Here is a 23,274-nt window from a genome sequence, read left to right on the forward strand (position 1 = left end):
TCCTTATTCCGCGTATTGTGATAAAAATTCCCAGCGTTCCATCATTTGTTCCAGCTCAGTTTCTTTTGCTGTAATGAATCCACTAATTTCTGCTGCTTTTGTAAAGTCGGCTCCGGTTTGTTCTAATGTTTCATTGAGCGATTCAATGTCTTTCTCTAACTTGCTAATCGCATCTTCAATTCCGTCCCACTCGAGTTGTTCTTGGTAGGTTAGTTTGACTTTTTCTTTTTTCTCAGGCGATGACTTTTCGACCGAAGTATTCGCCATTTTTTTCATTGATTTCGCTGGTTTTCCTTTAGCCTCCAGCTCTTTCAGATAATCGCTATATTCTCCGTAGAAAATTTCCACTTCACCAATCGCCCGGAAAACGAGCAATTTGTTCACGACTTTATCGAGGAAATATCTATCATGGCTGACCGTAATGACCGTGCCGTTGAATGATTCTAAATAATCTTCTAAAACGGTTAATGTTTGCGTATCTAAGTCGTTGGTCGGCTCATCTAGTAGTAATACATTAGGGCGTTCCATCAAAATGCGCAGTAAGAATAAGCGGCGTTTTTCTCCGCCCGATAAGCTCCCAATTTTCTTCCCGTGTGAATTAGGTGGAAATAAAAATCGTTCTAACATCGCGCTCACACTAATCACTTCGCCACCGGATGTCGTTACTTGCTCGCCTGCTTCTTGCAAATAAGCAATCATTCGCATATCCGGATCCATTTCTTCATTTTGTTGTGTATAGTAACCAATTTGTACGGTTTGTCCGGTGACTACTTCCCCAGCATCCGGCGCTAGTTTTCCAGCTAACATATTCAGTAAAGTGGATTTACCAGTTCCGTTGTTCCCTGTAATACCAAGGCGTTCACCGGGTTGGATAATCAAGCTGAAATCCTGTAATACTTGTTTTTCATCAAAGCGTTTTTCTAAGTTTTTCAGTTCGAAAACATCTTTTCCAAGACGACTAGTAACAAAGTCAATCGCCAGTTCTGAGTCATCGGTTTTTGTTTTCACTTTTTTCTCTAAATCGTGGAAACGGTCTTGTCTGGCATTTTGTTTGGTGGCACGACCTTGAGGACCGCGGCGCATCCAAGCCAGTTCCTTACGATAAAGGTTTTTATTTTTCTCGGATTCGCGAACTTCATTTTCCATCCGAATAGCTTTAGATTCCATGAACTTCTCGTAGTTCCCAACGTATCGATAAGCCGAACCTCGGTCCAGTTCCACCATGTGATTTGTCACACGGTCAAGGAAATAACGATCATGGGTAACGAGCAAGACAGCTCCTTTAAAGCGATTTAAGTATTCTTCTAACCAACGAATCGACTGAAAATCCAAATGGTTGGTAGGCTCATCCAAAATAAGCAAATCAGGCGTTTCAATTAAAACTTGTGCCAAACCAATCCGTTTTCGCTGCCCACCAGAAAGCGCGCTTATTTTCGCTGTTAAATCCGTAATGCCAAGTCTTTCCAAAATCGTTTTCGCTTCTGTGTTCATATCCCAAGCCGCACTAGCATCCATTTCCTGGCTAGCGGCGGTATAAGCATCGTGTAATTTGGTATTTTCCGCATCAAGTGACATCGCGAGTAACACTTCTTCGTACTTGCGCATTGCCCGAAGCGCCGCAGTATCCCCGTCAAAAACAGCCGCGAGAACTGTATCTTCTTCATTAAACGCAGGATCTTGCGCCAAATAACCAATCGTATAATCTTTTGCTTTTGTAACTGTACCTTTATCCCCAGATTCACTTCCAGAAATAATTTGCAATAACGTCGATTTTCCGGTACCATTTACACCGATTAAACCAATACGTTCGCCCTCTGTTATCGTTAGCGAGATATTTTCAAACAGGCTTTTTTCACCATATGTTTTTGTTAAATTTTCCACTTTTAATTGTTTCATTTATTCCCATCCATTTCCTGTTCGTCCTTATCTATTCTAGCTGAAAACATAGAACATATCAAATACCTTAGATGAAAAAAGTTCCAAAAGCGGCGAATCCACTTTTGGAACTTCTAGTTTTAAAATAAACCTTGCGCGTTACCATTTTCATCGACATCCATATTTAATGCCGCTGGTTTTTTTGGTAAGCCCGGCATTGTCATCACGTCACCTGTTAAAGCAACAACAAAGCCAGCACCAAGTTTTGGAATAAATTCGCGAATATGAATCACGAAATCAGTTGGACGACCAAGCAACGTCGGATCATCCGATAACGAATATTGTGTTTTTGCCATACAAATCGGATAACGATCCCAACCATATTTTTTGAATTCAACGATTTGTTTTTGCGCCTTGCTAGAAAGTTCCACACCAATACCGCCGTATACTTTCGTCACAATCGCCTCTAGTTTTTCTTCCATCGACCACGCATCATCATAAATACGTTTGTAGTCCGCTGCGCCGCTTTCCACTGCCGCAATTACTTTATCCGCGAGTTCCAGGCCGCCATCGCCACCTTTTTCCCAAACTTCTGTCAGGGAGAAAGGAATCCCGTGTTCTTCGCATAGCGCTTCTAATTTCGCTACTTCCGCGTCAGAATCAGTGATAAATTTATTAATTGCTACCACATAAGGAATACCAAATGTTTGAATTGATTCCGTATGTTTTTGTAAGTTAGTAAAGCCTTTAGCTAGCGCATCGACATTTTCCTCGCTTAGCTCTGTTTTTAAAGCGCCACCGTGCATTTTCAGTGCGCGAATCGTTGCTACAATAACAACGCAATCTGGAGCTTTTCCAAGGGCAGGAACTTTAATATCTAAAAATTTCTCTGCACCAAGGTCTGCGCCAAATCCAGCTTCTGTGACAACATATTCACCTAGTCGAAGCGCCGTGCTTGTCGCAGAAACACTATTACATCCATGAGCAATATTCGCAAAAGGTCCACCATGTACGATGGCAGGTGTATGCTCTAATGTTTGCACCAAATTAGGTTTTAAAGCATCTTTTAATAGTAATGTTAAAGCGCCTTCGTAACCCATTTCGCCAACCGTAATTGGTTCTTTTTTATAGTTATAACCGATGACAATTTCGCTTAAGCGTTTCTTTAAATCTTTTAAATCACTTGCTAAACAAATGATCGCCATGATTTCAGAAGCAACTGTAATATCAAAACCATCCTCACGTGGAACCCCTTGAATAGGACCACCTAGACCAACCACTACTTTTCGAAGCGCACGGTCGTTCAAATCAACCACACGTTTCCAAACGATTCTTCGGCCATCAATATCTAGGTCATTCCCTTGTTGCATATGGTTATCAATAAATGCCGATAAAGCATTGTTCGCTGCTGTAATTGCATGAAAATCACCTGTAAAGTGTAAATTAATATCTTCCATTGGAATAACTTGCGCATAGCCGCCACCAGTTGCCCCGCCTTTAATCCCCATAGTAGGTCCAAGTGATGGTTCGCGCAGTGCGATAACAGTCTTTTTATCTTTTTTAGAGAGTGCGTCGCCAAGACCAACTGTCACAGTCGATTTTCCTTCACCAGCAGGCGTTGGATTAATTGCTGTTACAAGGACAAGTTTTCCAGGTTCTTTGTCTTTTAGCGAGTGAATGGTATCATAGGATAACTTTGCTTTATACTTTCCGTAAAGTTCGAGTGCATCTGCGTCTAGTCCTAAATGTTCCGCAATAGTCGTAACTGGTAGAATTTCTGCTTTTGATGCAATTTCAATATCTGATTTCACTTTATTTGACATGATATCCCCTCCGAATATGTATATTGTAACAAAGAATTAAGATGTTTTGGCTTATTAATGCATCAAAAAAGCGCGACACCAAGCGATGTAACACCATTTTGATTCTAAAGTAAAGCCTGATTGCGCAAAAATCAACATCTCAACCTTGGATTACCGTTATTCCTTTGTTTCTGGTTTCGTCGTCTCCATTGCCTTGAGCGTCTTAAGCGCATCTGGATGATTTTCAAAAAATTGCACAACATCCCCAATTCGGTCAATCGAGTTCCAACTCAAGTGGTGTTCAATACCTTCCACATCATGATAAATATGGGACGGATCTACGCCAATAATACTTAAAAAACTCTCTAGTAATGCATGTCTTTCTAGGAGCCTTTTCCCCATTTGTGTTCCTTTAGGTGTCAAAATTAATCCACGGTATTTTTCATAGATTAAATATTCGTCCTTATCCAGTTTCTGCACCATTTTTGTTACAGAGGAAGGATGGACAAATAGCTCATCAGCAATATCCGAAACCCTGGCATAACCTTTCGTCTCAATAAGGGAATAGATTTTTTCAATATAATCTTCCATACTAGGTGTTGGCATAGCTATACCCTCCAACTTAAATTCTTTCACATAGCCAATTGTACTATAATATCGCCCTTTCTAAAAGCAATTACCCTTTCAAAAACGAAATTTCTCCTAGAGCGTTCCTCCGAAAAAACACAGTAAATAGTACCAAATTAAGACATTTTAGTCAAAAGTATGCCCTTACAAGTCCAAAAATTTAAAAAATATCGAAAATCAGCTTGACGTTTATAGGTATTTTGATTTATAGTGTTAGTATCATATGCGGCAACGCTATGAACTGAAAAGGTAGTATTTGCGAGAAATTTTTTTAAGTTAAAATGAAAGCGTTTTAACAAATGATTCTAGCAATTATTAGCCATACTTAGGAGGATTTATTTCAATGCAAAATGGGAAAGTAAAATGGTTTAACAATGAAAAGGGTTACGGTTTTATCGAATCAGACGGCGGCGAAGATATTTTCGTTCACTTCACAGCGATCCAAGGTGACGGCTACAAATCTTTAGAAGAAGGCCAAGCGGTAACATTTGAAGTAGTTGAAGGTAATCGCGGCGCTCAAGCAGCTAACGTAGAAAAAGCCTAAACCAGTTGCCAATTAGACACGGACTTAAAAACCGGCATAGCTTGCCGGTTTTTTTATTGCAAAAAAAGAGCTTTCCTTCTATAATAAAGCCACATCTACTCAAACAATAGGAGGCGCACAATATGGAAGTTTTCGTTGATGGTGCAAGCGCTGGAAACCCTGGACCAAGTGGGGCTGGAATCGTCCTAAAAGCAGATGGCATCTATGAACAATTTGCTATCCCACTCGCAGTTATGACAAATCATGAGGCTGAATTTATCGCAATTAAACTTGGGCTAGAAGAAGCCTTAAAAAAACAAGCTACATTAATTCGTTTATACTCTGATTCGAAAGTTGCGATTGAAGCAATCCATAAACGACATGCGAAAAATCCTTTATTCAAGCCTCATTTAGACGCAATTTTAGAAATGGCTGATTCGCTAGAGTTGTTTTTTGCTGAGTGGCGTAATGTAAGTCAAAATAAACAAGCCGACCAACTTGCACGTCAGGCTATAAAAAAACAGAAGCAACCTGGAGTCAAATAACCAGATTGCTTCTATTTTTATTCGATATCCCGAGTTAACGTTTTTAAACCGTATTTTTCAACTACAGCAAAAGCATCTTCGCGGAATCCGTCATATTTCAAGCTAGGCAAGTCTATCTCTAGCGGAACTTCTGTATGAATCCGAGCTAATTTTTGACTTAATTCTAGCATCGCTAAGTCTTCTTGAATTTTGGTTTGTTGGGCCGGCTTCAGTTTATCAAGGTTGTTTAGAACTCCCTCAATCGACTCATATTCTTGAATAAGTTTAATTGCTGTTTTTTCACCGATTCCACGTACTCCCGGATAACCATCTGAAGTGTCGCCCATTAATGCTTTCACATCAATAAATTGTCTTGGGGAAATACCCATCTCTTCAAAAAATGTTGCTTCATCATATCGTTTATAATTGCCATAACCTTTTTGCATAATCCAAACATCATTCGTCGGTGCGATTAGTTGCAGTAAATCCTTGTCGCCACTTAACACAGTGGTGGCGATCGTATTACTCGCTTGAACGGTAATTGTTCCAATACAGTCATCTGCTTCAAAACCCGGCACACCTAAATTGACAAAGCCAAATCCAGCAGCTACCTCTTTCGCTAAATCAAACTGCGGAATCATTTCTTCTGGCGGCGCTGTTCTACCAGCTTTATAACCATCATATAATTCATTTCGAAATGTTTGCGACCCCATATCCCAGCAAATTAGTGTATGCGTTGGGTTACTCTGGCGAATCGCTGCAAACATGTGGCGCATAAAACCTTGCACCCCATTCGTCGGTATCCCCTGTTGGTTAAACATAAATTGTTTGGAAACGGCTGTTGCATAAAATGCTCGGAAAAGTAGTGCCATTCCATCAACAACGAGCAAATTTTCTCGATTTTCTGTCATATATAATCCTCCATTTTCCTTCTACTGCCATCTATTGTAGCATAATTATAACTGGCTCGCAGAAAAAAAGGGGCTTTTTACCAGCTTGCTTTTGTCACGCCGGGTAATTGTCCTTGATGTGCTAGTTCACGAAAACGAATCCGTGACATACCAAATTTACGCATGTAGCCATGTGGACGTCCAGTTAGCTCACAGCGATTGTGTAGTCGGGACGGGGATGAATCACGTGGTAATTTGCGCAACTCGTCATAACGGCCTTCTGCTTTTAGTGTTCGGCGTAGCTCCGCATATTGTTCTACAAGTGCTTGTTGGCGTTCATGTTTAGCAACTTTTGATTTTTTAGCCATAAGTTTCTCCTTTCTTTAAATAATAATCATTCCGATTTATATCATACGCCGATTTTAAAATGAAAGCAAGTCTTCTGTTTAAAAAAACCGATATCCACTTCAAGGTGGATATCGGTTGACATATTATTTTGTTCCAACGATTGGACCATATGCATTGGAGAAACTATTATTGTACGGCACTCCTGCTTTATTTTTACCTGCATCCCAGTTAACAGACCAAGTCATAATCCCTTTCACTGGCGTACCTTTTGCTTGTAAACGAGTGAAAACATTTTTGACGATTTGTGGATCTGTTACATAACCAGTTGCGGCTGCATCCACATTGGCTGGTAAACCAAACACGAATTTATTAGCCGGGATTTTCAAGTAACCGCGAGTACCGTTAATAAAGGAGTCCGCCATATAATATAAGAAAGATTCTTTTAATGTATCATTATTTTGCGCAATCCATTGGTTTGTTTCATCAACCCAAACACCATCGCCACCTTGGTTGTATAGTTGTGGCGCAATATAGTCATAATAATTAGCAAGTGAGGTTAGGTAGCTTTCGTAGGCACTACCTGGTTTTAAATAAGGAAATTCTGGTGCCATCGTTATTAAGAAATTTTTTCCTTCCGCTTTATAATGATCTTTGACGATTTTTAGCGCAGCTGGGATAACCGTTTTATTATCTCCCGCGGTAATCGCACTTTGTTCTAAGTCGATGTCTAATCCATCAAAGCCATATGTTTCTACTTGGCGGATAATTTCATTCGCGAACGCCTCTTCATCCCCAGCTTTTAGTTCCACGTGTCCATCTGCTCCACCTAGTGCCAAAAGAACGGCCCGACCTTCTTTATTTAATGCGCCGACTTGTGCTCTGAAATCGCTATCATTTATTCCCACAGGTTTAAATGTTGGAATACGATTTACTCCGTCTCCCTTCATAAAGGAAACATCTACCACGTTATAAGCTTTCGGTGTATCCTTCAGTGCTATATCTGCCGAAGTCCCTTGTTGATAGCCATCTTTTCCGGAAGATTTCCAACTATGCCAGTACCCAACTAGCACCTGTTTGTTAGAAATATCTGGCATCACAGAAGCGTCATCCGTCGCCGCTTGTGCTGTACTGCCAAATGCCCCCAGTCCCGCACCAACTAAAAGTAAAGACAAACCACCAACCATTACTTGTTTTCCATTCATCTACTTTTCCCCCTTACTTTATCTACCCCAAACTTACTTTTTTGGAGCTACTAGAAAATACCCAACATAGTGAAAATAAAACTAGAAAAACAGCAAAAAAGCGAAATTGATATAGACCAATTTCGCTTTCAAATAAATGAACGTGTATAAGTATATGAGAAAAAATAGCCCAATTAAAACTGTTTTATTTTTCACTTCGCATGTTGCGGTTCTGGATCTGCTACTTTTTTATCTTTGCGATGTGGAATCATATTGAAAATGATATTCAGTGTAATTGCTGTCACACTACCCGCAACAATTCCATTACTCGTAAATAAACGAACAAAGGATGGAAAAGCATTAAATAAATCTGGTACAACTGTTACGCCTAAGCCAACACCAACTGCGCATGCAATAATTAACAAGTTTTCTTGAGAAGTGAAATTAACTTTTCCAAGCATCTTAATGCCTTGTGCGACAACCATGCCGAACATTGCGACCATAGCGCCGCCGAGAACTGGTGTCGGAATAATCGTTGTCACTGCACCAATTTTTGGAATCAAACCAAGAACAATAAGAAAACCAGCCGCCGCATAAATCACTTTACGCGTTTTAATACCAGAAAGTTGAACGAGTCCAACGTTTTGTGAATAAGCCGTATAAGGGAATGTATTAAATACACCGCCAAGCATAATCGCAAGCCCTTCTGCCCGGTAACCACGTGTTAAATCTTTTTGCGTTAATTTGCGTTCGGTAATATCAGATAAAGCGAAATATACTCCCGTCGATTCCACCATACTGACAAGCGCAATTAAAATCATCGTAATAATCGCCGGCCACTCAAATGTCGGTGTGCCGAAATAAAATGGTTTCGGCATATGGAACCAGCTCGCCTCACTCACTGGACCAAGCGAGATTCCTTTATAAAGCGCTGCAAAAAGTGAACCGCCAACCAGACCTATTAAAACAGCAATCGCCTTCGAAAACCCTTGTCCAAAACGATACACTAAAATAATTAAAAGTAATGTTCCAAAACCAAGGCCGAGATTATACATTGAGCCAAAATCTTTTGCTCCTTCTCCACCAGCAAGATTATTAATTGCAACGGGAATAAGTGTTAAACCAATCACTGTTACAACCGAACCAGTCACAACAGGAGGGAAAAATCGTACAACTTTGGAGAAAAATGGTGCTATTAATAATACAAAAAGTCCTGAAACAATAATCGAACCGTAAATCGCGCCAATGCCCATATCTTGTCCAATTAAAATAATCGGCGCAATGGCTTGAACCGCACATCCAAGTACAACTGGTAAACCAATTCCAAAGAAGCGGTTTACCGTTAATTGAAGCAATGTTGCAATCCCGCACATAAAAATATCAATCGAAACTAAGTAGGTCATTTCTTCTCCGTTAAAACCTAATGCTCCACCAATTAATAGTGGAACAATCACCGCTCCAGCATACATTGCTAGAACATGTTGAAATCCTAAAGCTGCAATTTTCCCTTTACCTAACATTTACTCCTATTCCTCCTCTAAAAATAAGATTTCTTCGTTTTCAAGTGAGGCAATTCGTGCTAGTGAATAAACTGGAATCCCTGTTTTATTTAATAATTCGCGACCTTGTTGGAAAGATTTTTCAATCACAATCCCAATTCCCGCCACCTTTGCTCCGGCATGTTCTGCAATTTCAAGTAAGCCGAGTGCCGCCTGACCATTTGCCAGAAAATCATCAATAACTAAAATCGTATCATCTGCTGTTAAAAATTGTTTTGATACAGAAATATCATTAGATTCTTTTTTAGTGTACGAATAGACAGTGCTTGTGAATAAATTGTCCGTTAATGTCACTGATTTTTTCTTGCGTGCAAACACGACTGGTACGGAGAGCGCGAGCCCTGCAAAAACGGCGGGTGCGATACCCGATGATTCAATCGTTACAATTTTCGTAATCCCAAAATCTTGGAACCGTTTAGCAAATTCATTTCCCATCGCTTGCATTAAAACCGGATCAATTTGGTGATTTAAAAAAGCATCTACTTTTAAAACATTCCCCGGTAAAACCGTACCTTTTTCTTGAATAAACTCTTCCAGTAATTTCAAAACGATTCTCCTTTCAAAATAAAAAAACTGCTTCTCTAAAAATAGAGAAGCAGTATAGAAGCCACCAATTTTCGGAGTGACTTCTTTATACAAACTACTCATAGTCCGGTTATTTACGGTAACCAGGTAGAAACTCGTCGCCCAATCGCAACTATTATATAAGTATTTCGGTTTTAAGTTATGTTGTTTATTATAGCTTTCTAAAGGAGCAGGGTCAAGCTAATTTTTTACTTATTGAATTGGTAAACATAAGCGTATCTTTTTTCTAGTAAATCTAGCAAATACGTTGGATTCAAGCCCTCTCCCGTTGTATCTGTTAAAATTTCTAAAGGTTTCTTTGTTTTACCAAATTTATGCACATGTTCAGTCAACCATATTTTGAGTTCCGAATAATCATCACTTGCAATAATCGCATCGATATTCGGAATTTCTTTTTGCATTTGGTTAAAGAACTGTGCTGCGTACATTAAGCCAAGTGCGTAGGATGGGAAGTAACCAAAATCGCCACCAGCCCAGTGAATATCTTGCAGAACACCATTTGTATCATTATCTGGACGAATACCTAGATATTCTTCGTACTTGTCGCCCCATGCTTTCGGTAAATCTTTCACTTCTAATTCACCGTTAATAAGCGCTTTTTCTAGTTCATAACGAATCATAATATGTAGCGGGTAAGTTAATGTATCAGCTTCAATTCGAATCAGCGAACTTTCAGAGATATTCACAGCACGGTAGAAATCTTCCAGCTTCACCTGATCAAAAGCAGGTTTTGTAATCGCTTGGAAGTCAGCATAATTACTTTTCCAAAATGCTAAACTAGAGCCGATAATAATTTCATAGAATAATGATTGCGACTCATGAATCCCCATGGAAGCCCCATTGGCAAGCGGAGTACCTACAAGTGCTGCGTCAAAATTTTGTTCATAAATCGCATGACCGCCTTCATGAATCGTTCCAAAAACAGCCATTTTAAAATCATTTTCGTTATAGCGTGTCGTAATACGAACATCACCTGTATTTAAGCCTGTTGCAAACGGATGAACCGTTTCATCTAAACGTCCTGCTTCAAAATCAAAGCCCATCTTATTCAAAATGCGAATACTAAATTCTTTTTGTTTTGCTTCGGATATTTTCGTGTTTAATATCGTCGCATCTGGCTTCACACCTTCGTTTTCGATTTTTTCACGAATCGCCATAATGCCGTCACGTACTTTTTCAAACACGGAATCAAGCACAGAAACGGTTACGCCAGGCTCATATTGATCAAGTAATGTGTCATATTTATTTTCTTCATAACCCCAATACTCAACGAATTTACGCTTCATTTCTAGAATTTTTGTTAGGAATGGTTCAAATGCTGCAAAATCATTTTGTTCGCGTGCTGTTGTCCATGCGGTTTCCGCTTGCGCTACCAGCTTTGTATACTCTGCATATTCTTTACTTGGGATTTTTTTATTTAAATCATATGTTTTTTGAGATTCTTCTAAAGTTTTACGAGTGATTTCGGATAGATTTTCTTTATCTTGATTAAGTCCAGCAATAAAAGCAGCCATTTCTTCTGACGTTTGCATATTGAAAATCTCTTCAGAAAGAACGCCAATAACATCCGAACGGCCTTCCATCCCTTTTGCCGGCGCGCCTGTACGAAGATCCCAGTAAACTAATGCGAGTGCTTCTTCTAGAGCTTCCATCTTTTTAATATACGCTAAAAATTCCTCTTCTAATGTTTCTACCAAACTTAACTCCTCCATTCAATCAATCTTCTTTTTTAGGACGTGGTTTTCTTGGACCCCAATATTGATATAAATCTGTGCGCAAGTAACCATTATATAATTTCCGTTTTTTCGTCGCTTTTTTACCATAAACTTCTTCAAAAAGTTCATAAGAAGTCAGCACATACACAGACCATGTCGGCATACGTTTGTAAACAATACCCATTTCGCGGTATAGTTGGCGCACTGCTTCCTCGTCTTCTAAACGTTCCCCGTACGGTGGATTCGCGACAACAACCCCGTACTCATCTTCTGTTTGGAAATCAGCTACTTGTAGTTGTCTAAAGGTAATTAAGTCCCCAAGACCAGCTTCGACAGCATTTTGTTTCGCAATTTCAATTAAACGAGCATCAATATCGCCACCAATAATGTTTAGCGGTTGATCATAGTTAGCTAAATCTTCGGCTTCTTGTCTCGCATCTGCCCAAATTTGCTTCGGCATCCAGTCCCATGTTTCTGATACGAATTCACGATTGAAACCTGGCGCAATATTTTGTCCAATTAGTGCTGCCTCAATTGGAATCGTCCCAGAACCACATACAGGGTCATAAAACGGTCTATCCGGATGCCAACTCGTAAGTAATACAAGTGCCGCCGCCATTGTTTCTTTGATTGGCGCACTACCTTGTGCTAAACGGTAACCACGTTTATGTAATCCCGCGCCACTAGTATCAATTGTTAGCGTCACTTCATCTTTTAAAATAGAAACTTCTAACTTAAATAACGCGCCTGTTTCCATCAAACGACCAGAACGACGATATTTTTCACTGACACGATTAACGATGGCTTTTTTCACAATTGCTTGACAGTCAGGCACACTATAAAGTGTTGACTTAACTGATTTTCCAGCCACAGGAAACTGTGCATCTAGCGGCAAATAATCTTCCCAAGGTAGAGCTTTCGTCTTTTCAAACAGTTCATCAAATGTGGTTGCTTTAAAAACGCCAACCACAATTTTCACCCGGTCAGCTACACGAAGCCATAGATTGGCTCTAGCAATTGCAGATAAATCTCCTTCAAAATATACTTTACCGTTTTCTACTTTTGGGTCATAGCCTAAGCGCGCTACTTCTTTCCCAACAATTGCCTCTAAACCCGAAGCAGCCGTTGCCACCAACTGAAATGTTTTCATTGTGTCCCATCCTTTAATTAAATTTCTAATGAAAAAAAGCTGTTTTAAGAGGGGGAGGTTTGTTTTAAATAGGCATTCAACCAGGTCGAACACCCACCTTAAAACTTGCGCTCCGGCCTTCTAAAACAGCCTTCAATGTTAAATTAAATCCTGTAAATAACGCTCTGTAAGCCATGTTCTGTTCTTTACTACGTACAGGGTAATAGTAAAGAGATAACCATCTATCTGCGCAAAAATACATTTGCGCCTCGTCCCTTGTTCTTGATTCCTCGGGAAAAGTGCCCCTACCATAAGTTTGAGTTTCTCGCTCGTGGGGTTTACCTCGTTCCACTTCCGAGCATTTCTGCCGGAACTTCGTCACTGTGGCACCTTCAAGGTTATAAGACCATATCCGAAGACTTAGGTCATTCACCTGCCGTCAAACCGGAAAACCGGAATGCCCTGGCTTATTGTTTGACCAGGCACGATCACTACGGGCATCACAGCACCGTGCGAGCATGGACTTTCCTCTGCTTTCAAAAGAAAACAGCGATTATCCGAACGTTATTCATTTATTCTTAACTTACTTATACTAGCATACCTATTCGTTATCGTCCAGCTTATTTCCAAAAACATGTTTTTCTAAATTAGAAAGACGCTTTAGAATATCAAAGTTGGTTGTTCCAGCAGGTTGTGCCGCTGCTTGGAAAGTTGGAGCTGGTTGTGTTGAAGTTCTAAGCGGTGCATTATCAAGCTCTTGTACAAGTCGAATATTTTCAGCTTGAAGCGCTTCGATTTCTTGAGTAAATGTACTGTAATCTTTAATAACCATGTCTAAAAACTCATCAACATCTTCAGGACTATAACCACGAAGCCCAGTTTTAAATTCTTTTTCCAAAATTTCTTTGCCTGTTAAGTGATACTCAAATTGTTCCGAAGTCATATAACTCCACCTCTATCTCTATTCTTACGTATTTTTGTTCTAATCATATACTTACCCTTATTTTTTCAAATCTCACACCATTTGTCAATCTATTCGAGTGTTTTTTATGAAAATAACTGTTTACTTCTATATTAAAAGGTTTGATTCATGTCCTCTACAACTTCTTGGAGTGCATAAAAATCAATGCAGTCTATATAATAATTAGACTGTTCTTTTGCTTGAGTCGCTCGGTCATAAAAAAATTTCGGCGAACCTTCTTTTTCTAAATCATATACAAGTAACGCGCCGTCTGTATTATCAATAATAAAGCCATCTCTTGCTGCAAATTGCGCTGGACTTTCATAAGGACGCTTCGTAATAAAAGCATGGTAGTCGGCTTTTTCTAGTACTTCGCTCGCCCATAATTGGTTCGCTTCATTCCAGTTAGCACTTTGCTTTTCAAATGGTTCAAGGATTGCTAGTTTAATCGGATAGTCTGCTTTTAATTCTGCAACCACATCGCCAGCCCAAAGTTCAATCCCTAGCTGACCAGAAATAATCACCCATTCAAGCCCATCTTCCACGAGTGGAAGCAAATGCCGTTTAATTGTTTCTTTTATATAAACCGCTTCATCTGCATCCTTTTTAAAAATTCCAAGTTCAAAATTTTTATACCCCGTCACTGCGATGGATTTCACATTAATTCCTCTTTTCTTTTTAAGAAATCTCTCACTCTTGTTAGTGTATACTTGGTAGATTGGTAATGGTCTAGGAAGTGTTTATAAAAAGACTTTCCATTAAATGCACTTACTGCTGTCATTTGAACATTATCACAAGCTTGTCTTAATTGTAGTTCTCCTAAATAAGGAGGACGCTCTTTGTTTACCCACGGAATAGCTAATTCTAAAAATGCATCCGCGCTATTTTTTGCTTCATCAACGAAAGGTTTCATATCTTTATAAAAATCAAACGGTTTTGCTTCTTCACGGTTACTTAAATATAATTCCCAATTTTTTTCGTTTTGAAGAAGCAATTTTTCCGTACGGTTTAAAAGTTCCATTCTATCACTCTTTTCTTCACATTTTCAGATACTTCAAGCATAGCATAGGACGCAAAATCTTGCCTAAAATTAGATTATTAGCTAAAATATGGTAAAATAGACGAAGGTACGTTCTATTTATGAGGTAGTTTCATGCCGAAAAGAGCTATTTTGCATTTAATTGATACTATCATTTTCATTTTTATTTGTTATAATAGATGATAGTCTAAAATTCAGAATAGAAATTTTCTGATAGAGGTGAAAAAAATGGCTATTGGTTACCCTAACGGCAAGAAGTATGCAGCGAGTCATGAGGTTCTTCCTCAACAAAAACGGAAAGCTCCTGTAACTTATGGTAAGCGTGGTATGTCTTTGGAAGATGACCTAAATGATACGATTGCGTATTATTTAACTCACGAAATAGCAGTCATTCACAAAAAACCTACCCCTGTCCAAATTGTCAGTGTGGACTACCCAAAAAGAAGTAGTGCCAAAATTAAGGAAGCCTACTTCAAAACACCATCAACAACAGATTATAATGGTGTGTATAAAGGAAAGTACGTTGATTTTGAAGCAAAAGAAACACAAAATACAACTTCTTTTCCGTTGAGTAATTTTCACGATCACCAAATGACACACATGGCAAACGTCTTAAAACAAGATGGTATTGTTTTTGTCATTATTGCTTTCCAAAAACTCGGAGAAACTCATTTCATTCCCTTTGAGAAATTTTATCCGTTTTGGGAACGTATGCAAAGTGGTGGAAGAAAATCAGTTACTATAGCAGAAATACAAGATGTATCAGACCAAATTCCTTATGGTCTAAATCCAAGGCTTGACTTCTTGCAATCCATAGACAAATTATACTTCTAGTCAAACCTTTTTTAAAGGAGAGAGATTTTTAATGGCAGATAAACCGCAGACAAGATCTCAGTATCGCAATAAACAAAGTGGTGGTTCTAAAAAGAAATCCCAAAAACGAGGAAAACGAGTAGCAGCGAATATTTTCAAAACTATTTTCTTTGTGGGATTATTTTTAGCTTTCTTTGGTATTGCGGCTGGTGCAACTGTCTTTTACGATTACGCAAAAGACGCACCAAAACTGACCGACTCCAAGCTACGAGATCCGCTTTCATCTAAGTTACTTGATAAAGATGGAAAAGTTTTCGCAGAAGTTGGAACCGAACGGCGGGAATATATTGAATACAAAGATATACCTGAAACACTAAAAAATGCAATTCTAACAACGGAAGATGCGCGTTTTTATGAACATGATGGCATTGACCCAATTCGACTTGGTGGAGCAGTAATTGCCAATTTGACAGACGGTTTTGGTGCAGAAGGTGCAAGTACCCTTTCGCAACAAATCATCAAAATGTCCTACCTTGATTACACAAACAAAACACTCGCAAGAAAAGCTCAAGAAGCATGGTTAGCTCTTCAATTAGAAGAAAAATATAGCAAGAATGACATCTTAGAAATTTATGTTAATAAAGTCTATATGTCAGACCGTGTTCACGGCATGCAAACAGCTTCCGAACATTATTTCGGTAAAAATGTGAAAGACCTTACGTTAGCTCAAACAGCCTTACTTGCAGGTATGCCACAAAGTCCGAATAACTACAATCCTTATGAACACCCAGAAGCAGCAAAAAAACGTCGTGATCAAGTTTTAACAAACATGTATACACACGATAAAATCACAAAAGAAGAAATGACCGAAGCTCAAAAAACACCTATCACTACAGGACTTCGCTCGAAAAAAGACCGTGAAGATAAAATTTACAAATACGATTCTTACGTAACACAAGTGTTAAGTGAAATCCCAAAAGAATATGATGTTTATCGTGATGGCTTAACCATTCATACAGCTCTTGACCGTGATGCCCAAGAGTACACGGAGAAAATGCTCAATACGAACGAAATTGTTAACTTCACTGATGATGAAATGCAAGCCGGTATTGTTCTGCAAGATACAAAAACTGGACGTGTCCAAGCAATCGGAGGCGGACGTAAACAAAAAGTAACTCGGGGCTATAACTATGCAACCCAAGTAAAACGTTCTGTTGGGTCTACTATGAAACCAATTGCCGATTATGGTCCTGCTTTTGAATATTTGGATTGGTCGACTGCCCATATTTTAGAGGATGAACCATATACGTATTCTGGTGGAACCCCTATTAACAACTGGGATTTCGGTTACAAAGGGCCAATTTCAGTAAGACAAGCACTTTATCAATCGCGTAATATTCCAGCCCTAAAAACACTTCAAGCTGTCGGGCTAGATAAATCCGAGGAATTTGTTAATAAACTTGGTATCACCTATGATGAAGGACAAAACGTAGAATCCAATGCTATCGGAGCAAACAGTTCCAACCCAATGCAAATGGCTGGTGCCTATGCTGCATTCGGTAACAAAGGAATCTACAACAAGCCACACACTGTTACAAAAATCGTTTTATCAGATGGACAAACAGAAATTGACACAGAACCACAAAGTACTGTTGCTATGAAAGAATCAACTGCTTATATGGTTTCAGATGTTCTAAAAGATGTTCTTTCTATCGGAACAGGTACATCAGCAGCCGTACCAGGCGTCCCTGCTGCTGGTAAAACAGGTACAACGAATATCCCACCTGAATTCACTTCGAAGTACTACTACCCTAGTGGTGCTGCCCGTGACTCATGGTTCGCTGGTTATACAACCAATTATTCTATTGCTGTATGGACCGGCTATGATGACAAGAAAAAATATGTATCTGCAAGTGAACAAAAAATTGCGCAGCGGATGTTTAGTAAATTAATGGCACATGCATCTGCTGGTAAAACTACTGCAGATTTCAAAATGCCTAGCAATGTTGTTTCCGTCCCAATTCTAAAAGGAAGCAACCCAATCGCCCGTGCTGCACAAGGCACTTCAAGCGATAAAGTAAGTTACGAATTATTCTTATCCGGAACCGCTCCAACAAAAACTGCTTCTACTCCAGAAGACGAGAAGAAAAAAGCAGAAGAAGCTGCGAAGAAGAAAAAAGCGGAAGAAGATAAAAAGAAAACAGATGAAGAGAAGAAAAAAGAAGAAGAAGCTAAGAAGAAAGCGGAAGAGGAAGCAAAGAAAAAGGCTGAAGAAGAAGCCAAAAATCTTACTGCCCCTGCCGGCTTGAGAGCAAGTTATAACGCTGGCTCTAAGCAAATTAATGTTTCTTGGTCTGCAGTAGAAGGAGCAACCTATGAAGTAACAGTCAATGGTTCCACTACTACAGTATCTTCTACCTCCGTTTCTGTAAGTGGCGGTAATCCTGGAGACACAGTTTCCATTAATGTCGTCGCCGTTAAAGATGGTAAGCGAAGCCCAGCCTCCTCTACCACTGTTAAAATTCCAGATAGTTAATACAAAAAGAGCGGAAGATGTTTAAATATCTTCCGCTCTTTTTTATGATCTTTTCGCAATCAATTTACGTTGTTCTAACATTAATTCATTTAATTGTCGAAAACCTAAATACGTATTACCTCGCTTTAATACGTATTCTAGCCGCTCGTCTAAATTGAGCGGTTTTGTCTCCAACGTTTTAATTTGGTCCATCAAATTATCTAGCTGTACCGGCCTGTGATTACTCCAAAATAAAATGGATAAAAAAATACCGAGCGCATCTCTAACAGTTACAGGAGAAGGCTTTTTATGCACTTTCAAATCAGCTTCCATACTTTCTACCAAATTGGTCATATGTTTCGCCAATTTGCGACAAGCTCGCTCTGTTTCATTTTTCCAAGGAATAACTCCACCACCTTTGGTAAAAAACTGTTGTTCTTGCCAAAAAGGTAGGCCACTAACATAAATTGATTCTGGATCATATTCTTCTAAAATAACATCCGGTGCTGGGAAATCAGGATGTGTTAATTCTACTGCATATTTAAATTCAGCCATCGAATCCCCTCACTTTCGCTTGTTTTTTTCCTTCTCTACATAAATAAAGCAAAGGACAGGTCGGGCATTCTGGGTTTCTAGCTTTACAATGATATCTTCCAAAGAAAATCATATAATGATGCGCATCAGACCAGAGCTCTTTTGGTAGTTTTCTTTCTAACGTTTCTTCCACTTCTACAACAGAATCTTTCCATCTACAAATCCCTAAGCGTTTACTAATTCGTTCGACATGTGTATCTACTGCGATTGCTGGAACACCAAAGCCAACTGATAAAACAACATTGGCCGTTTTTCTACCTACACCTGGAAGGCTCTCAAGTTCCGCATGCGTCTTTGGTACTTCCCCATTAAATTCGGTTAGAATTTTCTCGGATAATCCTTGAATATTTTTTGCTTTATTACGATATAAGCCAATGGAGCGAATATCCTCCATCAATTCTTCCAGTGGAACAGCCAAATAATCTTCTGGTGAGTGGTATTTTTCAAAAAGCGAGGCCGTCACGCGATTTACTAACACATCTGTACATTGCGCGGATAATACAACAGCCACCAGTAATTCAAACGTATTTTTATGAACTAGCTCACAGTGTGCTGCTGGAAACATTTTTGCCATTTCTTCTATGCATAATACGGTTTGTTTATTCGATAACAATTTCTGTACCTCACCCTTTTCTTTTTTCAAGCCAGTCGTATAGAGGAATCGAACCTGCGCTTTTTTTCACTTCCGTTTGGTTAATTGTTTGGCTTGTGCGCCCATTTTGATGAAATTCTTCCGCTACACGCTTGGCATCTTCTGTTGTCTTAACACCTTGTTTTGACCAGTTAAGCAGAATTCTATCAATATATCGGAAATTTAATTTTTGCGAAATAACAGCTTCTTTTAATGCTTCTTTGATTAAATCCGGGCTCGTTCTATCTTGCTCTACCCACGCGGATAACATTTCTGCCTCCATTGGAGAAAGCGGTCTTCCAAACTCTGCTTCGAATAGAGTATATAAATTGGTTTGTTTTTCTAACTCTTTTTCATGTTTACTATCTGCTTCCTTGTTTTCATATAAAGCGACTAGTTTACCCCAAAGTGGCGCCAAATTATATTGTTCAGAAATCATTCGTGAATTATCTTGGCTTTGTTCGATAGCAATCACACCTTTTTTCAAGAGTGAGTCCATCGTTTTAATTGTTTCTTCGAGTGGAAGTGTTGTTCTATTGGTTAACATTTCCATCGACGGGAAAAATTCTGCCTCTGCGGCAAAGGATTGAATTTGAAGTAATAGCACTAGTTCTATTTCGTTTAAGCCAATGGTTGCATAGTTTTTCACTAGCACTTGCGGCAATGTTACTTGCCCTTCAGCCATCCATTTTTCAAGAATTTTTGGATTCATATTTAACACCTCACTACAAAATTATAACATGGTTTTCGAGGGAAAAATATAAAAGTACTGCTAAAATCATGAAATCCACTGGAAAAGATTATTTTCAATTTAAAGTCCACAAAAAAAGTGAAGCCATTTGTTGGCTTCACTTTGTAACTTACGGATATAAACGGTTTAGTAAACGTGGGAATGGAATAGTTTCACGCACATGTTCTGTGCCTGAAATCCAAGCAACTGTACGTTCTAAGCCAAGTCCAAAACCGGAATGTGGTACAGAACCATAACGAGCTAAGTCAAGATACCAGCTATAAGCCTCTTGATCCAAGTCGAAGTCTTCCATTCTAGCTTGAAGCGTTTCTAAATCATGAATACGTTCGGATCCACCGATAATTTCTCCGTAACCTTCAGGAGCAATCATATCAGCACATAAAACAACTTGATCGTTTTCTGGATCTTCTGGCATATAAAACGGTTTAATTGCTTTTGGATAATGGGTAATGAAAACTGGTTTTTCGAAGCTGTCTGCAATCGCTGTTTCATGTGGTGCCCCGAAGTCGTCTCCCCAAACAATATCATCAAATCCTAATTCGTGTAAACGTTCAATTGCTTCTGTATAAGTAATACGTGGGAACGGTGCAACCATTTTTTCTAAATGACTCACATCACGACCAAGACGATCTAGTTCTAAACGACAGTTATCAAGTACTGCTTTTACTAGGAAAGCCACGTAGTTTTCTTGTACTTGTAAGCTATCTTCTAATTTGTAAAATGCCATTTCTGGTTCAATCATCCAGAATTCAATTAAGTGACGGCGTGTTTTTGATTTCTCAGCACGGAAAGTTGGACCGAATGAGAATACTTTACCGAAAGCCATTGCTGCAGCTTCCATGTATAATTGCCCACTTTGAGAAAGGAAAGCATCTTCTTCAAAATATTTCGTATGGAAAAGTTCGGTTGTTCCTTCTGGAGCACTTCCAGTCAAGATTGGTGGATCGATTTTTAGGAACCCTTCTTTATTGAAAAATTCATAGCTAGCGCGAATAATTTCGTTACGTATTTTCATAATCGCATGTTGACGGTTAGAACGTAGCCATAAATGACGGTGGTCCATTAAAAATTCCGTGCCATGCTCTTTCGGTGTAATTGGATAATCATGTGATTCACTAATTACTTCCACACTAGATACAGCCATTTCATAGCCAAATGGGGAACGAGTATCTTCGTTAATTGTACCTGTGACATACAAACTTGTTTCTTGCGTTAAAGCTTTAGCAGTTGCGAAAATATCATCGCCAACTTCTGCTTTTACGACAACTCCTTGCATAAATCCTGTTCCATCACGTAATTGCAAGAAAGCAATTTTTCCACTTGAACGCTTATTCGCAAGCCATGCTCCAATAGTTACTTCTTTTCCGACAAATTCGGATGCTTGATTGATTGTAATTTTCACTTGTCTACACTCCCTATTTCATAAAACTTTTGATTCGATTTATAGCTTCTTGGAATAAGTCTGGATTTGTTGCATAAGAAAGGCGTATATAATCGGGCATTCCGAATCCTGAGCCTGGAATAACTGCGACTTTCGCTTCTTCTAAAAGAGCTGCTACAAAAGCATCTACATCCTGAAAACCTTTTTTATGTGCCGCTTCTTTTACTTCAATAAAGAAATAAAAAGCGCCATCTGGTTTTTTCGGTTTAAATCCTGGAATACTGTTTAATTCTGGATAAAAGCGTTCCATTCGTTCTTCAAAAGCTTTGTACATTTTTTCTGGAACTTCTTGACTACCTACATACGCTTCAAGTGCAGCATACTGGGCATTAGCTGTCGGATTACTTGTTAAATGGTCCGCTAACTTACTCATTCCAGCAATGATTTCTTTATTTGCGGCTGCGTAACCAATGCGCCAGCCCGTCATCGAATATGCTTTAGACACACCGTTTATAACAATGGTTAAGTCATATAAACGGTCACTTAAACTCGCAATAGAAACTAAATCAGCTTTATTTCCATAGTATAATTTTTCATATATTTCATCAGATAAAATATAAATTTGATGTTTTTCAGCAACTTCGCCAATAGCAATAAGCTCCTCTTTTGTATAACACATACCAGAAGGATTATTTGGTGAATTTAAAACGATTGCTTTTGTTTTTTTCGTAATAGCTTTTTCAAAATCTGCTGCTGAAATTTTAAAATCTGCGTCAAAACCAGTTTCTACAAAGACAGGAATACCACCTGCTAATTTGACTTGTTCGGGATAAGTTACCCAATACGGGACTGGAATAATGACTTCATCGCCTGGATCTAAAATCGTTTGAAACGCAGAGTAGAGAACATGTTTAGCTCCTGTTCCTACGAAAATTTGGTTTGTTTCGTAGTTTAAGAACTGATCTTTTTTGAGCTTGTCGACAATTGCTTGTTTGAGCTCGATGATTCCACTAGAAGGAGTATATTTGGTGAATCCTTTATTCATGGACTCTATTGCTGCATCGATAATATTCTGTGGCGTATTGAAATCTGGTTCCCCAGCACCTAAACCGATGACATCAATTCCTTCTTGTTTCATTTGTTTTGCTTTAGCCGTAATCGCAAGTGTAGGCGATGGGGCTACTCCTTTGACACGTTTTGATAACGGTAAGTCCATTTTATTCCCTCCTCCAATTTAGTTACAAGTTTTCAATCTCTCTGTACCATTCACCTGTTTCAAAGTTAATGTCAAAGTAGTTTAGCTTGTCATTCTTATCTAAGTAGGCAACTTCCCAAATAGGCGTTTCTTTTTCCATTCCTAAATTCACATGTAAAATTTTCTTTGGTTTCTTTTCTTTTGTGACTTTATCGCGTGCTTGTTGTTCTGTAATCCCATCAGATGCGAATTTAACATATACTTTGTCGGATTTTTTCTTTGGAACCCAAACAATGATATTCTTATTCTTACTGTTCTTACCAGTTAATACGTAATACACTTCTTTTGGACCATTATAAAGATAAAATTGATCCGTTGTTTTTAAATCAACTTGGCCACTTATTCGGTCTAAGGCTTCTGTTTCTGCATTGGTTACTGGTTTTTCTGCATATCTAAAGTACAGAAAAGCCGCTACGACAAGCACAATAATTATGCCGAGAATAATCGCTATCCATTTGCCAATCTTACGCTTAGGTTTTCTATTTCGCAAAGTAATCTCGCTCATTTCTATTTCTAAATTACCGGAATTCCTCCGGCGATATGCATTTTCATTTTCGCATAGATACATTATAGCAA

Annotated in this window: 23 protein-coding genes, 1 other RNA gene and 1 riboswitch; of the genes, 4 read left to right on the forward strand and 20 right to left on the reverse strand. The window is 38.9% G+C overall.

What is annotated here, in order from left to right; all coding sequences use genetic code 11:
- Positions 1-3: 3 nt before the first annotated feature.
- From CKV70_RS09660 to mntR, 3 genes are all read right to left on the reverse strand, one after another.
- A complete protein-coding gene (locus tag CKV70_RS09660) occupies positions 4-1,896 on the reverse strand; it encodes an ABC-F family ATP-binding cassette domain-containing protein (RefSeq protein ID WP_014600957.1) in 1,893 nt (630 codons plus the stop codon).
- A 119-nt stretch (positions 1,897-2,015) separates the two neighbouring features.
- Positions 2,016-3,698 carry a formate--tetrahydrofolate ligase gene (locus tag CKV70_RS09665; protein ID WP_014600958.1) on the reverse strand — a complete coding sequence of 561 codons (1,683 nt, stop codon included), beginning with the start codon at positions 3,696-3,698 and terminating at the stop codon, positions 2,016-2,018.
- 156 nt (positions 3,699-3,854) lie between these two features.
- Positions 3,855-4,283 carry a transcriptional regulator MntR gene (mntR, locus tag CKV70_RS09670; protein ID WP_003725831.1) on the reverse strand — a complete coding sequence of 143 codons (429 nt, stop codon included), beginning with the start codon at positions 4,281-4,283 and terminating at the stop codon, positions 3,855-3,857.
- 364 nt (positions 4,284-4,647) lie between these two features.
- On the opposite strand from mntR, the gene cspD reads away from it, so the two are divergent.
- Both cspD and CKV70_RS09685 read left to right on the forward strand, forming a co-directional pair.
- Positions 4,648-4,848, forward strand: a complete 201-nt coding sequence (cspD, locus tag CKV70_RS09680; protein WP_003728273.1) for a cold-shock protein CspD — start codon at positions 4,648-4,650, stop codon at positions 4,846-4,848.
- A gap of 122 nt (positions 4,849-4,970) precedes the next feature.
- Positions 4,971-5,372, forward strand: coding sequence for a ribonuclease HI family protein (locus tag CKV70_RS09685; protein ID WP_003732066.1), 402 nt, complete (start codon positions 4,971-4,973; stop codon positions 5,370-5,372).
- A 17-nt stretch (positions 5,373-5,389) separates the two neighbouring features.
- Here CKV70_RS09685 and CKV70_RS09690 read toward each other — a convergent pair whose 3' ends face one another.
- The 11 genes from CKV70_RS09690 to CKV70_RS09740 form a co-directional block, all read right to left on the reverse strand.
- Complete coding sequence (locus CKV70_RS09690; RefSeq protein WP_003732065.1) at positions 5,390-6,262, reverse strand: 5'-3' exonuclease; 873 nt, start codon at positions 6,260-6,262, stop codon at positions 5,390-5,392.
- A 77-nt stretch (positions 6,263-6,339) separates the two neighbouring features.
- Positions 6,340-6,609: a 30S ribosomal protein S14 gene (gene rpsN / locus CKV70_RS09695; RefSeq protein ID WP_003729482.1), complete on the reverse strand. Its 270-nt coding sequence runs from the start codon at positions 6,607-6,609 to the stop codon at positions 6,340-6,342.
- A 123-nt stretch (positions 6,610-6,732) separates the two neighbouring features.
- Positions 6,733-7,791, reverse strand: a complete 1,059-nt coding sequence (gene chiA / locus CKV70_RS09700) for a chitinase ChiA (protein WP_010989836.1) — start codon at positions 7,789-7,791, stop codon at positions 6,733-6,735.
- A gap of 191 nt (positions 7,792-7,982) precedes the next feature.
- Positions 7,983-9,290: a nucleobase:cation symporter-2 family protein gene (locus CKV70_RS09705; RefSeq protein ID WP_003724078.1), complete on the reverse strand. Its 1,308-nt coding sequence runs from the start codon at positions 9,288-9,290 to the stop codon at positions 7,983-7,985.
- A gap of 6 nt (positions 9,291-9,296) precedes the next feature.
- Complete coding sequence (locus tag CKV70_RS09710) at positions 9,297-9,875, reverse strand: xanthine phosphoribosyltransferase (RefSeq protein WP_003724079.1); 579 nt, start codon at positions 9,873-9,875, stop codon at positions 9,297-9,299.
- An 81-nt stretch (positions 9,876-9,956) separates the two neighbouring features.
- Positions 9,957-10,057, reverse strand: a riboswitch (purine riboswitch).
- Positions 10,058-10,102: 45 nt separating this feature from the next.
- Positions 10,103-11,611, reverse strand: coding sequence for a carboxypeptidase M32 (locus tag CKV70_RS09715; RefSeq protein WP_003730447.1), 1,509 nt, complete (start codon positions 11,609-11,611; stop codon positions 10,103-10,105).
- 19 nt (positions 11,612-11,630) lie between these two features.
- Complete coding sequence (locus CKV70_RS09720) at positions 11,631-12,779, reverse strand: THUMP domain-containing class I SAM-dependent RNA methyltransferase (RefSeq protein WP_003732062.1); 1,149 nt, start codon at positions 12,777-12,779, stop codon at positions 11,631-11,633.
- 162 nt (positions 12,780-12,941) lie between these two features.
- Positions 12,942-13,323, reverse strand: an RNA gene (rnpB, locus tag CKV70_RS09725) — RNase P RNA component class B.
- Positions 13,324-13,359: 36 nt separating this feature from the next.
- Complete coding sequence (gene gpsB, locus CKV70_RS09730; protein ID WP_003722998.1) at positions 13,360-13,701, reverse strand: cell division regulator GpsB; 342 nt, start codon at positions 13,699-13,701, stop codon at positions 13,360-13,362.
- A 131-nt stretch (positions 13,702-13,832) separates the two neighbouring features.
- Positions 13,833-14,378, reverse strand: a complete 546-nt coding sequence (locus CKV70_RS09735) for an SLOG family protein (RefSeq protein WP_003722999.1) — start codon at positions 14,376-14,378, stop codon at positions 13,833-13,835.
- Positions 14,375-14,740 carry a YppE family protein gene (locus CKV70_RS09740; RefSeq protein ID WP_003723000.1) on the reverse strand — a complete coding sequence of 122 codons (366 nt, stop codon included), beginning with the start codon at positions 14,738-14,740 and terminating at the stop codon, positions 14,375-14,377. The genes CKV70_RS09735 and CKV70_RS09740 overlap by 4 nt, the downstream gene beginning before the upstream one ends.
- A gap of 246 nt (positions 14,741-14,986) precedes the next feature.
- Here CKV70_RS09740 and recU point away from each other — a divergent pair, with 246 nt between their 5' ends.
- The gene (gene recU, locus CKV70_RS09745) at positions 14,987-15,592 is read left to right on the forward strand and encodes a Holliday junction resolvase RecU (RefSeq protein ID WP_003723001.1); all 606 of its coding nucleotides are present in this window, start codon (positions 14,987-14,989) and stop codon (positions 15,590-15,592) included.
- 31 nt (positions 15,593-15,623) lie between these two features.
- Positions 15,624-18,107, forward strand: a complete 2,484-nt coding sequence (locus CKV70_RS09750; protein WP_003723002.1) for a penicillin-binding protein 1A — start codon at positions 15,624-15,626, stop codon at positions 18,105-18,107.
- 42 nt (positions 18,108-18,149) lie between these two features.
- On the opposite strand, the gene CKV70_RS09755 is transcribed toward CKV70_RS09750, so the two are convergent.
- From CKV70_RS09755 to CKV70_RS09780, 6 genes are all read right to left on the reverse strand, one after another.
- A complete protein-coding gene (locus CKV70_RS09755) occupies positions 18,150-18,641 on the reverse strand; it encodes a YpoC family protein (protein WP_014930988.1) in 492 nt (163 codons plus the stop codon).
- A complete protein-coding gene (gene nth / locus CKV70_RS09760; RefSeq protein WP_014600959.1) occupies positions 18,634-19,293 on the reverse strand; it encodes an endonuclease III in 660 nt (219 codons plus the stop codon). The genes CKV70_RS09755 and nth overlap by 8 nt, the downstream gene beginning before the upstream one ends.
- Before the next feature lie 10 nt (positions 19,294-19,303).
- Entirely contained in the window at positions 19,304-20,023 is a 720-nt protein-coding gene (locus CKV70_RS09765) for a DnaD domain-containing protein (protein ID WP_003732058.1), read from the reverse strand.
- 148 nt (positions 20,024-20,171) lie between these two features.
- Complete coding sequence (gene asnS / locus CKV70_RS09770; RefSeq protein ID WP_003723006.1) at positions 20,172-21,464, reverse strand: asparagine--tRNA ligase; 1,293 nt, start codon at positions 21,462-21,464, stop codon at positions 20,172-20,174.
- 13 nt (positions 21,465-21,477) lie between these two features.
- The gene (locus CKV70_RS09775) at positions 21,478-22,659 is read right to left on the reverse strand and encodes a pyridoxal phosphate-dependent aminotransferase (protein ID WP_003723007.1); all 1,182 of its coding nucleotides are present in this window, start codon (positions 22,657-22,659) and stop codon (positions 21,478-21,480) included.
- Positions 22,660-22,681: 22 nt separating this feature from the next.
- Positions 22,682-23,266, reverse strand: a complete 585-nt coding sequence (locus tag CKV70_RS09780) for a cell wall elongation regulator TseB-like domain-containing protein (RefSeq protein ID WP_003723008.1) — start codon at positions 23,264-23,266, stop codon at positions 22,682-22,684.
- Positions 23,267-23,274: the final 8 nt, after the last annotated feature.

Origin of the sequence: Listeria monocytogenes (assembly GCF_900187225.1) — a bacterium.
GTDB lineage: Bacteria > Bacillota > Bacilli > Lactobacillales > Listeriaceae > Listeria > Listeria monocytogenes.